A 12,363-nucleotide genomic window follows, 5' to 3' on the forward strand; every position below is an offset into this window, starting at 1 on the left:
CGAAGATGGCGACTGAAAGGAGAAGAATGATGGTTGATCAGTATTTACCACTGTGGGAAGTTTTTGTACGCAGCAAGCGTGGTATGGATCACAAGCATTGTGGCAGTGTTCACGCCGCTGATGCCGAGCAGGCTTTGCAATACGCTCGTGACGTTTATACCCGCCGTAGTGAAGGTAACAGCATTTGGGTGGTTGAGGCCAAGCATATTGTTGCCAGCCAGCCAGACGATCAAGAGGCGTTTTTCGAGCCAGCAGACGATAAGGTGTATCGCCATGCGACCTTCTACGATGTGCCTGCTGACGTAAAACACATGTAAGCCCGTTGATGATTAGGTAAACGCTATGAGTGATTTGACACAAAAAGAAGCTTTGTTCACCTACACCCTACGGTTGGCGGACAATGCTCTTATTCTGGGCCACCGTCTATCCGAGTGGTGTGGTCACGGCCCGTTTCTGGAAGAAGATATTGGTGTAATTAACACGGCTCTGGATTTACTGGGTCGCTGCCGCATGTTGTACAGCTATGCGGGTGAAGTCGAAGGTAAAGGTCGTGATGAAGATGAATTGGCTTTCCATCGTGATGAGCGTGAATTTACGAACTACTTGTTAATGGAACAGCCAAAAGGTGATTTTGCCTACACCACCATTCGCCAGTTTTATGCGGATGTCTGGAATCTGCATTTCTATACTGAACTGTGCAATTCCAAAGACGAAACCCTGGCGGCAATCGCCAAGAAAGTTGTGAAGGAGTGCCGTTATCACTTCCGCCACAACGCTGAGTGGGTGAAGCGCCTGGGTGACGGCACCGAAGACAGTCATCAACGCATGAGCGATGCTATTTCCGAAACGTCTCGTTTTGTAAATGAAATGTTTGAGATGGACAGCATTGATCAAATGATGGTGGATGCCGGTATTGGTGTTGATTTGAATGTGGTGAAAGAGAAGTGGATCGCCAGCGTTGATGATGTGTTCGCTGAAGCCACGTTGCAGCGTCCTGAACCTGAGTATGATCGCAGTGGGGGTCGCAAAGGTTTGCACACTGAGCAGTTAGGCTTTCTATTAGCCGAAATGCAATATGTACAGCGTTGTCATCCTGGCCTGCAGTGGTAGGCCAATAGCAACTGCATTTGCGGGAGCATGGTATGGACTATAACCCAGTAGGTAGCTTTATTAATGGCAACCTGATCAGCAGTGACCGGCCACCGATGTTAACGGTGGCCGAGGCACAAGCGATCGAGATGAGTGATATCGAGGAAGCCTTAAGTACGGTTGTCGATCCGGAAATTCCGGTGTTATCGGCGCGTGAACTGGGGGTGTTGCGTGATGTCGAGTGGCAGGGGGATACCCTCGTCACGACCATCACGCCAACCTATTCAGGTTGTCCTGCCATGGGACATTTTGAAGACGATATTCGAGTATGCCTGGAAAAATTGGGAATACCGAACATCAAAATTGATACTCGATTGTCTCCCGCCTGGACAAGTGATTGGCTCAGTGATGAAGCCAAACAAAAATTGCGAGACTACGGTATTGCGCCTCCAATGGAATCGACCAGTAGCCTGAAAGTGCTGTTGGGGCACGCGCCTGAGGTGAGTTGCCCCAAGTGTCAGTCTTCTGAGGTTCGGGAAGTCTCGCGGCACGGCTCTACCGCCTGCAAGGCCTTGTATCAATGTGATAGCTGCCAAGAGCCCTTTGATTATTTTAAATGTATCTAGCGCTTCGCTCCTGGCAAAGCACAATAATGAGCGGTGAACATTCATCGCCAATAAAAGACGAGTGATTAACCATGACCGACCATCATTTTCATGACCTAACGGTTGCCAAGATTCAGCAGGAAACCAGTGATGCGGTTTCCATTGTTTTTGATGTGCCTGGTGAGTTACAGGACCTGTATTTGACGTTTACCCAGGGGCAGCATCTGGTGATGAAAACCGATATCGAGGGCCAGGAAATTCGCCGTAACTATTCAATTTGCAGTGGCGTAAACGACGGCGAGTTGCGTGTTGGGATCAAAAAAATTGACGGTGGTTTGTTTTCGACCTTTGCCAACGATGAATTGAAAGAAGGCGACAGGCTGGCCGTCATGCCACCCGAAGGGAGCTTCAATACCCCTCTGGACCCATCCGCCCGTAAACACTACTTAGGTTTTGCAGCCGGCTCCGGTATTACGCCGATTCTCTCCATTTTGAAAACCACACTGGAAACTGAGCCAGACAGCGTGTTCACCTTGGTTTACGGTAACAAAAATGTCGCCAATATGATGTTCCGCGAAACCATTCTGGGCATTAAAAACCGATATCCGGAGCGTTTTCAGCTGCTGAATGTCTTGAGCCGTGAGGAGCAGGAATCCGAAATTCTGAACGGCCGTATCGACGCCGAAAAAGTGAATATGCTAGCGGATAAGGTATTGGATGTTGCCAGTGTAAACGAGGTCTATATTTGCGGTCCTCAGGATATGACTGAAGCGATTCGTGACACTTTACAAGCGCGTGGCATGGATAAAAAGAATATCCACTTCGAACTCTTTGGTGTTGCCCCCACAGCTGCCAAGAAAGTTGTTGTAAATCCAGAAGATGCCGGTCCCGTTCGTCAGGTGTCCGTTATCGTTGATGGCATGCAAACCAATCTGGAAGTGGCCGAAGGCGGTGTGAATATTCTGGACGCAGCCTTAGATGCCGGTGCCGATCTACCTTTCGCTTGTAAGGGTGGTGTGTGCTGTACTTGTCGCGCAAAAGTGGTCGAAGGTGAAGTGAAAATGGATGTGAATTACGCGCTGGAAGAGTGGGAAGTCGAAGAAGGCTTTGTGCTGACTTGCCAGTGCCACCCGGTAACTGAAAAAGTCGTAATCGATTTTGATGAGAAATAGTCCGCAATTCAATATCTTGCGTATCTCATAAAAAAGCCCGGCAATGCCGGGCTTTTTTATGATGTTTGTTTTGGCTTAGCGTCAGCGCAGTACCTGGGAAGCTGTCCTATCGCTTCGCGGCGATGACATGCAAGAGTTCCAACACAATGGTTGCGGCCGCCAGGGACGTAATTTCGGCATGATCATAGGCCGGCGCGACTTCCATGACATCCGCAGCAACAATATTCAGATCCTGAAGGCCACGTAAGATTTGCAGGGCTCTATCGGCCGTTAATCCACCGCTGACGGGAGTACCGGTACCCGGGGCAAAGGCCGGGTCCAGGCAATCGATATCAAAGCTCAGATAGACGGGCATATTCCCAACTCGCTGTTTGATTTCAGCCAATACCGTGTCTAGAGATTGCTCGTTGACCCACGAAGCATCAAGTACCTTGAAAGGGTGATCGTCATAGTTGTATTCAGTGCGTATGCCAACCTGAATGCTGTGATCGGTATCGATGAGTCCTTCCTTTGGTGCATGATAAAACATCGAACCATGGTTATATTTTGCATCGCTGACTTCATTGTCGGTATGGGCATCGAAGTGAAGGAGTGCCAGCTGGCCGTGGTGCTTCACCGCCGATCTCAACAAGGGCAGTGTTAAAAAGTGGTCCCCGCCCAGACTCAGCAATGTTTTGTCAGCTGATAGGATGGTATCGGCCATGTCAGTCAGCTCGGCGATCATGCTCTCGCTGTCGCCATCGGTAAAACACACATCTCCATAGTCCAAGCAGCGTAATTTGTCGCTTAGCTTAAATGTCCAAGGCCAACGTTTTTCTTCCCAGCGCAATTGGGCCGAGGCCTGGCGGATACCGTTTGGGCCATAACGAGTGCCAGAGCGACCGGACGTTGCCAAATCGTAGGGAATTCCCAGAATGACGGCATCTACGGCGTCGTCAAGTTCACGGCCGAGTGGCAAACCCATGAAACTGAAAATATTGGCGTAGGTATTCGGATCATTTCCGAAGTGATTGCTAAAGGACATAGACTCTATACACTCGTTCATTATGTAATTGTGAGTTTCACACCAGACCATCTAATACTTGGGTGATGCTCAGACATTAAGATTTTGAGATAAAACTGTCGATACCACCCTGGGGGTAGAGGGTTTGAGTTTACGCTCTGGGGTATCTCTTATCACGCTGAATATGGAGAAACAGATGGCTGGAGGAAGTTGTCTATGCAGAAAGGTTCAGTATCAAATATTGACTGAGCTGATAGAGGTGACGCATTGCCATTGCGTGACTTGCCGAAAGGCCCATGCATCGGCTTTTTCCAGTGTTGCAATGATTGATGTCGATGAGTTTTCCTTAATGGGAGAAGAACATCTGTCTTCCTATGAATCATCGCCGGGAAAACACCGTTATTTTTGTTCGAGCTGTGGAAGTCAAATTTATGCGAAACGTGATAATAAACATTATATCGTGTTGCGTTTAGGTACCCTTGATGAGCCTATCGATAATCGAGAGAAGGAGCATATATGGGTTTCCGAAAAGGCTCACTGGTATTCACTTGAACGTTCTCTACCGATGAAACCCGAGTTTTGAGTCGTCGATTTCTAATTCTTTGGGGGAGAAATGACTGAGCTGATGCGCAAACACGGGTGAAATACGCACAGGAGGCATGGCCTCCTGTGCCGTTGCAAAGATCGGTTTACACTTCAGCGATCAACACCGCCCGCCTGGGTGCGGGGTGACCTTCGGCGGTTTTGCTTTTATCTTCCGGGTCCAGAAATTCGTTCAAAGAGTGAAACAGCATCCAATCGGTGCTGCGCTGTTCTTCGCAGCTGGTGACGCTCTCATCGACCACTCTTGGGTTTTTAAAACCGCATTTTTTCATCCAGCTCAGCAGGGTGGCGGTGCTGGGAAGGAACCATACATTGTTCATCATGGCGTAGCGGCCTTCGGGAACTAAACATTCGCCCAGTGCGCCTTCGATCACCAGGGTTTCCAGCACCAGCTGGCCACCGGGTTTAAGTGTCGATTTGAGCTCGCGCAGATGATCCATAGGGGAGCGTCGGTGGTAGAGAACACCCATGCTGAAGGTGGTGTCAAATGCTTGCAGGTTGTCCGGCACCTCTTCGATACCAATAGGCAGCAGGTCCACAGGTGCCTGACCAATCAGCTTTTTCAACATGTAAAACTGCACAACGAAGCGTGGGGAAGGGTCGATGCCAATAACGCGGCTAGCGCCTTCACCTAGCATGCGCCAACAGTGATAGCCGTTGCCACAACCGACATCGAGCACACTGCGATTTTTCAGCGGTGCCAGATGCGGTAGTACACGATCCCATTTCCAATCTGAACGCCACTCGGTGTTAATAAAGGTATCAAACACCTGATATGGGCCTTTGCGCCAAGGAATGAGAGCTCGCAGTTGTGTTTCCAGAGCGGTCTGTGTCTCTGTATCGAGTTCACAGGCCTCACCAATGTGAACAGCATCCTTAAGGTTCAGGTACTGGGCTTGCACCTCAGGCATAGCTTCCATTGCCGCCTGCCATTTCGGCAAATCACCATAGCGTTGTTCATTCAAATGAGCGGCAATCTGTGTCGGCATCTGTTCCGCCCACTTAGCCAGAGGGCCTTCGGCTACGTCGTTTAATAGGTCTTGGTAGTACTCAATCATTTAATCGCAATCAAAGAAGCAAAGTTAAAACACTGGAACCAGACGTCGGCACTGCTGAATCCAGCTTCGCTTAATCGGCTTTTATGTTCGTCGAGGGTTTCGGGAATCAGTACGTTTTCAATGGCGCTGCGCTTTTGCGCAATTTCCAGATCGCTGTAACCATTCGCGCGTTTGAAATTGTGGTGCAGTTCCACCATAAGATCCTGGTGAGCCTGATTTTCAAACTGCACCTTTTCAGAAAGAATCAGCACACCGCCGGGCAGCAAACCTTCGTAGATCTTGGAGATTAACGCTGAGCGTTCCTCCTTGGGAATAAACTGCAGGGTGAAGTTGAGTACCACAACCGAGGCGCGCTTAATATTGCAGGCTTGCAGGTCCTGGCAACGCAGATCGACGGCCAGTTCGCTGCTGTCCGCTGCCATCACCTGGCGGCAGCGTTCGATCATTGCCTGAGAGTTGTCGACAGCGATGATTTCGCAATTGGCCGCTCGAATATGGTGGCGCATTGCCAGTGTGGCTGCCCCGAGGGAACAGCCCAAATCGTAGCAAAAACTGTCACTTTGAGCGTAGCGCTGAGCCAGGTCACCAATCATGCTGATGGTGGTGGCATAGCCGGGTACCGAGCGTTTGATCATATCCGGGAAGACATCCACGACTTTCTGATCAAATTGAAAGCCGGCGATGTTGGCCAGGGGTTCCGCAAAAATTTGGTCTGTTTGACCTTTTGCGGCATCCGCTTGTGTTGATAGGGGGTGATCTGACACCTGAAATTACCTTTTCAAAAGGCCAGATTGCAGTTTAGTCAGTCCTGGCCGATACATTAAGGATCGAGATTTTAGCGGTGAGGTAATCAAGTGACAAATCAAAAGGCAGATTTCTGTAAAAGTGCTATAACAATAGATAGAAAAATACAAAAACAGTCGCCTAAAGCGGACAATATTTGCTGATTTCAGAGTTATTCATTTATGTCCTACCCTAATTATGGCTCCCTGCGGATGTTGGTTGTCGATGATTTCGACAACTTCAGGGTGACCGTAGCGAAGCTAATGCAATCCCTGGGGGTTGCTGCGGTCGATATGGCTGTGAATGGCACTCAAGCGGTGCGAGCCTGTCGTGCCCGTCGTTATGATGTTGTGCTCTGTGATTTTAGTTTAGGTCAGGGCAAAAACGGTCAACAGGTCCTGGAAGAGCTTCACCAGGAAAAATACCTGTCCAAAACCAGTCTATTCGCCTTTGTTTCTGCTGAATCGAGCCGCAGTGTGGTACTGGCGGCCAATGAATTTGAGCCAGACGGCTATTTCACCAAACCCATCAATGCCAAAGCCCTGCAGCAGCGATTGGAACGTATGTTACTTCAACGCGATGCCATGCTGCCCGCTCTGAGAGCTCTGGACGACAATAGCCCGGAGGATGCGATTGCGCATCTGCAGGAGTTGATTACCACCGGTACGCGTTACACCACGGCTTGCCAGAAGCTGTTGGGGCAGTTGTATCTGGAAACCGAAAACTTTGAACTCGCCGAAATCCTCTATGAGGGTGTTCTCGAAGGTCGTCGGGTGGATTGGGCCGTAGTCGGTTTGGCCAAACTCAAGCAACTTCAGGGTATGTGGGACGAGTCCAGCAAAATGTTGCGCGAAATCATTCTGGAAAACCCTCTGTGTATGGCGGCCTACGATGTATTGATGAGCGATTATGAGCAGCGCGGCGACAGTATCGGTCTTCAGCAACTCTTACAAAAAGCGGTGAAGGTTTCCCCTCTGTCTCTGAAACGAAATCGCGAGCTGGCGTACATTGCACTGAAGAATAATGACCCGGCTGTTGCCGCAGGTGCCTTTCGCAAAACGGTCCGCTTGGGCACGAACTCCTGTAATGACGATATTGAACACCATTTGCAGTTCGGTCGGAGTGCAGCAGCAATATCCGGTGAAGAACAGGAAGAGAGTCGTGATTTCCTGAGAGACGCCCTGATTAATCTGGAAAGTCTGGATCGTCGTTTCGAGCTCAGTGAAGATGAAAAACTGCAATCCGGTCTGATTGAGTCCCGGATCTATCTCGCGCAGGGTAATACTAAAAAAGCCAAAGAGGTTCTTGCCCAAACCGAGAGTTACATGGGTGCCGATGGCCGACGCCAGGAATTTGAAACAGAACTGGACAGAGTGTACGCATTGTTTGATCTCGGAGAAAACACTCGGGCGAAACAGTGCTTGGGTGAATTGGTCCGTCTCTATGAAAACGATCAAAAAGCATTGGAAAAACTGGATGTGCTTCTGGATGAGCCTCTCAGCGAGGAAAATCGTGCGAAGGTGAAAGACATTAACCGCGAAGGCATCAGTTTTTACAAAAATCACCAATACGAAGATGCGATCAACTGTTTTGTGCAAGCACGGCAGTTGTTTCCGAATCATGTCGGCATCATGCTGAACCTGGTTCAGGCCTATACCGGTCATATAAAGGCCTTTGGGTTCAGTACTGAACGAATGCAACATTGCGAAAAAGTACTGCAGGCTGCCGAACAGAAAATTGATGTCGACAATCCGCAGTTTGAACGCTTCCGACAATTGCGTGATATTTGCCGTTCCATTAGCCAAGGTAGCCGTCGGGCGCCGATTGAATAATTAATGTAGGCCCACTGTGATACAAGAAATACACATGAGCAGCGATAATATTAGTTTTCCACAAGTTCTGGCAACGGGCGTTCAGGACATGAAAAGTTCTCTCAGCATGCTGTTAAGCTCGCTGGAGGTAATGAACGAACACAGCCAGAGCCTGGATGAAAATCAGCGCCAAGCTTATGCGAGCCTGCATTATGAAGCGGCTCGAATCAACACCGAACTGTTTCAGTTGCAGTTGCTGCATAAATTATCGAACCATGACTTGGTGCCCCAAATCGATGAGTATTACTTGATTGATACTTTACAGGAGCAGCTGGCGAACTGTGATTCTCTTTTAGAGATTCGAGGTGTCGAAGTGGATTTACAATGTGATGAAAATTTCAATTGGTATTTTGACAATGAGCTGATTTCTGCGGTGGTATACAAGACCTTGGTGAATTGCGCTCGCTACAGTAAAGGGCGGGTACAGCTTGTCGCGGAGGAGGATAGTGGTCAGTTGCTGATATCGATCTCAGACGATGGCAATGGTTACCCTAAGTTCATGTTGGATCAAGCGGAATTGAAACAATTGCCTGAACAGTTTAACAGTCCCCAACTGGATTATTTCTGCAGTCGAAGAGTTGCTGAACTGCATACCAAGCAAAACGAATGCGGTAGCTTAAGTATTGCCAATGGTGGTGCTTATGATGGCGGTTTATTTCAGCTGCGTTTACCTTAGTCGTTTCACTCAAGTTCACAAACAAAAAAGCTGCTCAGTGAGCAGCTTTTTTGTTTAGGCCATCTTGTGGGCGTCCAGCTGGGCTCGAATGTCTTCCGGAATGGGGCTGGCCTTTTGTTTTTCATAATCGAAATGAACCAGAACCGCTTTTCCTTTTGCGATGATTTCACCTTCTTGTTCAGCAATCTGAATTAATTCGAAGGATGAATTACCAATATGGCCGAGGCCGGTCTGAATGGTCACGCTTTTGCCAATAAAGGTTTGGGCGGTGTGATCAATTTCCTGGCGCGCTAAAATCAATGTCCACTTATGTACGTTCATATTCGGGTTGAAGATTTTGAATACGGGTGTGCGCGCGTCTTCAAACCAAATTGGAAAAATGGTGTTGCTGATATGACCAAGGGCGTCAGTCTCAGCGAAGCGAGGTTCCAGTTGATGGAGAAACATGGGGTTCATTCCTTAACGCAAAAGAGATGACTCTCGGGAGCAGGCTCCCGAGAGTGAATCAGATTACAGGTTGATAATGTCCAGGCCTAAAGTCTTGGCCGAAGTTTCGCCAGCAGGCGGACAAATCACCACGGTAGAGGCCAGTTCCGAACGCAAATAGGTTTTCGCAACACGTTGCAGGTCGGCAATGCTTACTTTGAGAATGCGCTGGCGGAAGTCTTCACGGATTTCTGGGCTGCGGCCATGCAACCTTGCGTGGAAGTCCTGTTTGGCTTCACCGGCCGGTGAGCTGGGTTTGTCGAGAGCACTGATGACACCGAGCACGGCTTCTTCCAAGGCTTGTTCATCGTGTTCTGTATTGGCCAACCACTCCAAGGCACCATCAAAATCACTGAGGGTTTCCTCAAGGCGTGGATCGCGGTAGGAGTAAAAACGGAAGGCGGCGATGTTATTATCCTGGCTTGCCCCTCCACCGTAAGCGCCTCCCTGTTCACGAATGGCACGGTGCAGATACCCATTACGTAGGAAGCCTCCGAGAACCGATAAGGCGGCGGCATCTGCGTGCCCAGAAGGAACGGTGGGGTAGGCTTTTGCGCAGAAGTTAACCTGTGTGTTGGTTGTCCAGGCTTGCTGAAGGCGCGTGTTTTGCTTAGGTAAGCTCAGCAGTTCACCTTCGGGGCTTTGTTGGTTTGGCCACAGTTCAGCGAGGTTATCACTCAGGGTTTGCAGAGATTCCTTGTCGCTGACCAGCAGATATTGCTTGCTGGAGGCCAGCACCACTCGGTGAATTTCCTGCAGTTGATTGGCGAATTCCAACAAGGCTTCCTCATTGGCAAAGCTATCATCCAAGGCTTTAATGGCTTGAATACCCGCCAGGCCGGTCAGGCGGTGGGTAAGCTGCGCACAGGGGCTGATGCCAGCACTGGCCGCTGTCATGGCCAGGCTGTGACCGCTGCCGGTAACACTTTGTTGCATACGAGCACGAGCATGGGCAACCAACTCCTGTAAGCGCTGTAATTCATCAAAGCGCACCTTGTGCAGAGTCTCCAGCATCAGTTCGCACAATGCCTGGTGATTACGTGTCAATGCTTTTGCCGACAAACTGATGTAGGCATTGATTTCCTGGCTGTCAGCGACAGTACCGCGCACACTGGAAAAGGCGGACATGGAGCCAACAATTTGCGACTGCTTCATTTGAGTTTGCAAATAATCCTGTTCGCCTACGCCCAGTTCGGTCAGAGCCATGCAGTAATAGGGCAGCAGAGGGATCAGTTCGTCGCTGAGCTGCGGTGTCTTGATAACGATTTGTTGGTACACCAAGCCATTGGTGCCGGCGGCATATCGGGTAAAGGGCAGCTCACCGAGTTGGTCATTTTCCGGTTCGGGATAATGACTGCTGGCGGGGACATCCGAGATGCCGACTTTAGGCAAGATGGACGCATCGTCTACTTGGTTTTGGCGTTCCAGAAGCGCCAAGCTCTGATCGATAATGGCCTGCTGTTCTTCTTCATTTAGCTGGGCTTTGAGAGTGGCGAGTTTTTGTTTCTCATCATTGAGCTGCTGCTGGGCCAGTTGAGGATCTGGCGACATGGTCAACGTGATGCGGTGTTGATTGTCTAACAGCAAACGGCGGGCCAACTGCTGAACAAAATCTGCTTCTTGCGCTTTCTCACGCAGTTCAGCAAGTGCGGGCTCCAAGTTTAGTAGGGCCAGCACATCGCCGCGATGTGTTGCTGCGGTCAGACCCGTGAGGATAAGTTGCAGTCCATAGGGATAGCTGTCACCACCGATTTCGCGTTGTTGTAACTCCAGTTGGTGAAGGGACGCTTCGATTTGTTCCTGTGGCAGCCCGTGTTCAGCCAGGTGTTCGAGAACACCCAGCACCAAAGCTTCCACCGCGTCGTTTTGTTCGGGATTACTGCCTTCGATGCCACAGCAAAAACTCAATTCAAATTGCGAATCGTCGAGACCACACAAGGGCGAAGGTGCACTACCCAAGTCCGTGGTTTCCAAAGCTTGTTGCAATGGTGATGCGCTGTTATCGAGTAAGAGACTGGACAGCAATTGGGCTTCTAACGTTGCGGCCAAGTCAGTACTTTTACCAAGCAGCCAACTCATCACTATGTGCGTTTTGTCTTTGGTGTCGGCGTCTTGATCGTCAAGAGGATAGTGTGCGTTGTACTGCTGTGGTTCATCGTAACGCTGTTCAGCGGGTACTGAGATGGTTTTATCCAGGGCCTCGAATCGACACAGTGCCTGGCGTTCGAATTTCTCCTGCAATTCTGTTACAGGGATATCTCCGAAGGTCATGAAAATGGCGTTGCTCGGATGGTAATGGCTTTTGTAAAACGCCTGCAGTTGTTCATAACTGAGTTCAGTAATTTCCGCAGGGTCACCACCGGAGTTGTAATGATACGTGGTGCTTGGGTATAGCTTCTCACAGAGTTTATGCCACAACTGTGAAGGGATAGAACTCATGGCCCCTTTCATTTCGTTGTAGACCACGCCTTTGTATACCAAGTCGCTGGCCGGATTTTCTGTGTCTTCAAATTCCAGGCGATGGCCTTCCTGGGCAAAATCCAGCGGATCGAGGCGTGAAAAAAAGACCGCATCCAGATAGACGTCGAGGAGGTTGTCAAAGTCCTTTCGGTTTTGGCTTGCAAAGGGGTAGGCGGTCCAGTCTGAACTGGTAAAGGCGTTCATGAAGGTATTGAGAGAGCGGCGAATCATCATAAAGAATGGATCGCGCACCGGGTATTTTTCGCTGCCGCACAGGGCCGTATGCTCTAAAATATGAGCAACACCGGTTGAATCTTCAGGAACGGTTCGCAGGGCCACCAAAAACACATTTTCACTATTATCGGCTTCGATATGAATGTGCTGCGCTCCGGTCACTTTGTGGCGGTACTCGTGGACCACGATGTTCAGGGAGTCGACCGCTTCACTGCGGATCATGTCAAAGCTCGGGTGTGGCGATTGGCTCATGCAAACCTCAATTATTTAGCGCCAGAAATTGGCGATATTCCATCAAAACACGCATTCTAGCGGTTTTGCTC

At 49.6% G+C, this 12,363-nt stretch carries 12 protein-coding genes; 7 read left to right on the forward strand and 5 right to left on the reverse strand.

What is annotated here, in order from left to right; genetic code table 11:
• Nucleotides 1–26 precede the first annotated feature (26 nt).
• The 4 genes from paaB to paaE all read left to right on the forward strand — a co-directional run bounded on the left by paaB (nucleotide 27) and on the right by paaE (nucleotide 2,866).
• Nucleotides 27–317 carry a 1,2-phenylacetyl-CoA epoxidase subunit PaaB gene (gene paaB, locus ABWW03_RS15125; protein WP_435372763.1) on the forward strand — a complete coding sequence of 97 codons (291 nt, stop codon included), beginning with the start codon at nucleotides 27–29 and terminating at the stop codon, nucleotides 315–317.
• Nucleotides 318–342: 25 nt separating this feature from the next.
• Entirely contained in the window at nucleotides 343–1,110 is a 768-nt protein-coding gene (gene paaC, locus ABWW03_RS15130; protein WP_353409583.1) for a 1,2-phenylacetyl-CoA epoxidase subunit PaaC, read from the forward strand.
• Nucleotides 1,111–1,142: 32 nt separating this feature from the next.
• Nucleotides 1,143–1,715 (forward strand): 1,2-phenylacetyl-CoA epoxidase subunit PaaD, encoded by a 573-nt coding sequence (gene paaD, locus ABWW03_RS15135; protein WP_353409585.1) that lies wholly within the window; start codon nucleotides 1,143–1,145, stop codon nucleotides 1,713–1,715.
• Nucleotides 1,716–1,786: 71 nt separating this feature from the next.
• Entirely contained in the window at nucleotides 1,787–2,866 is a 1,080-nt protein-coding gene (paaE, locus tag ABWW03_RS15140) for a 1,2-phenylacetyl-CoA epoxidase subunit PaaE (protein WP_353409587.1), read from the forward strand.
• Between the two features lie 106 nt (nucleotides 2,867–2,972).
• Here paaE and speB read toward each other — a convergent pair whose 3' ends face one another.
• On the reverse strand, nucleotides 2,973–3,890 hold the full coding sequence (gene speB / locus ABWW03_RS15145; protein WP_353409589.1) for an agmatinase: 918 nt from the start codon (nucleotides 3,888–3,890) through the stop codon (nucleotides 2,973–2,975).
• Between the two features lie 175 nt (nucleotides 3,891–4,065).
• Here speB and ABWW03_RS15150 point away from each other — a divergent pair, with 175 nt between their 5' ends.
• Entirely contained in the window at nucleotides 4,066–4,452 is a 387-nt protein-coding gene (locus ABWW03_RS15150; protein ID WP_353409591.1) for a GFA family protein, read from the forward strand.
• A 106-nt stretch (nucleotides 4,453–4,558) separates the two neighbouring features.
• Here the strand turns inward: ABWW03_RS15150 and cmoB are convergent, their stop codons facing one another.
• Nucleotides 4,559–5,530, reverse strand: coding sequence for a tRNA 5-methoxyuridine(34)/uridine 5-oxyacetic acid(34) synthase CmoB (gene cmoB / locus ABWW03_RS15155; protein WP_353409593.1), 972 nt, complete (start codon nucleotides 5,528–5,530; stop codon nucleotides 4,559–4,561).
• Nucleotides 5,527–6,237 carry a carboxy-S-adenosyl-L-methionine synthase CmoA gene (gene cmoA, locus ABWW03_RS15160; RefSeq protein ID WP_353409873.1) on the reverse strand — a complete coding sequence of 237 codons (711 nt, stop codon included), beginning with the start codon at nucleotides 6,235–6,237 and terminating at the stop codon, nucleotides 5,527–5,529. Before cmoA ends, cmoB begins: the two co-directional genes overlap by 4 nt.
• A 258-nt stretch (nucleotides 6,238–6,495) precedes the next feature.
• Here cmoA and ABWW03_RS15165 point away from each other — a divergent pair, with 258 nt between their 5' ends.
• A complete protein-coding gene (locus ABWW03_RS15165; protein ID WP_353409595.1) occupies nucleotides 6,496–8,145 on the forward strand; it encodes a response regulator in 1,650 nt (549 codons plus the stop codon).
• A 34-nt stretch (nucleotides 8,146–8,179) separates the two neighbouring features.
• Nucleotides 8,180–8,860 (forward strand): sensor histidine kinase, encoded by a 681-nt coding sequence (locus ABWW03_RS15170; RefSeq protein WP_353409597.1) that lies wholly within the window; start codon nucleotides 8,180–8,182, stop codon nucleotides 8,858–8,860.
• 54 nt (nucleotides 8,861–8,914) lie between these two features.
• On the opposite strand, the gene ABWW03_RS15175 is transcribed toward ABWW03_RS15170, so the two are convergent.
• Together ABWW03_RS15175 and ABWW03_RS15180 are read right to left on the reverse strand one after the other, a co-directional pair.
• Nucleotides 8,915–9,307, reverse strand: coding sequence for an acyl-CoA thioesterase (locus tag ABWW03_RS15175; protein WP_353409599.1), 393 nt, complete (start codon nucleotides 9,305–9,307; stop codon nucleotides 8,915–8,917).
• Nucleotides 9,308–9,370: 63 nt separating this feature from the next.
• The gene (locus tag ABWW03_RS15180) at nucleotides 9,371–12,292 is read right to left on the reverse strand and encodes an insulinase family protein (protein ID WP_353409601.1); all 2,922 of its coding nucleotides are present in this window, start codon (nucleotides 12,290–12,292) and stop codon (nucleotides 9,371–9,373) included.
• Nucleotides 12,293–12,363 lie beyond the last annotated feature (71 nt).

Origin of the sequence: Pseudoteredinibacter isoporae (assembly GCF_040372805.1) — a bacterium.
Taxonomy (GTDB): Bacteria; Pseudomonadota; Gammaproteobacteria; order Pseudomonadales; family Cellvibrionaceae; genus Pseudoteredinibacter; species Pseudoteredinibacter isoporae_A.

Excerpts from the sequence above, each read along its gene's own strand:
- paaC (WP_353409583.1), top strand. The coding sequence starts at position 343 with ATGAGTGATTTGACACAAAAAGAAGCTTTGTTCACCTACACCCTACGG.
- ABWW03_RS15165 (WP_353409595.1), top strand. The coding sequence starts at position 6,496 with ATGTCCTACCCTAATTATGGCTCCCTGCGGATGTTGGTTGTCGATGAT.
- ABWW03_RS15180 (WP_353409601.1), bottom strand. The coding sequence starts at position 12,292 with ATGAGCCAATCGCCACACCCGAGCTTTGACATGATCCGCAGTGAAGCG.
- speB (WP_353409589.1), bottom strand. The coding sequence starts at position 3,890 with ATGTCCTTTAGCAATCACTTCGGAAATGATCCGAATACCTACGCCAAT.
- ABWW03_RS15150 (WP_353409591.1), top strand. The coding sequence starts at position 4,066 with ATGGCTGGAGGAAGTTGTCTATGCAGAAAGGTTCAGTATCAAATATTG.
- paaE (WP_353409587.1), top strand. The coding sequence starts at position 1,787 with ATGACCGACCATCATTTTCATGACCTAACGGTTGCCAAGATTCAGCAG.
- paaD (WP_353409585.1), top strand. The coding sequence starts at position 1,143 with ATGGACTATAACCCAGTAGGTAGCTTTATTAATGGCAACCTGATCAGC.
- ABWW03_RS15170 (WP_353409597.1), top strand. The coding sequence starts at position 8,180 with ATGAGCAGCGATAATATTAGTTTTCCACAAGTTCTGGCAACGGGCGTT.
- ABWW03_RS15175 (WP_353409599.1), bottom strand. The coding sequence starts at position 9,307 with ATGTTTCTCCATCAACTGGAACCTCGCTTCGCTGAGACTGACGCCCTT.
- cmoB (WP_353409593.1), bottom strand. The coding sequence starts at position 5,530 with ATGATTGAGTACTACCAAGACCTATTAAACGACGTAGCCGAAGGCCCT.
- paaB (WP_435372763.1), top strand. The coding sequence starts at position 27 with ATGATGGTTGATCAGTATTTACCACTGTGGGAAGTTTTTGTACGCAGC.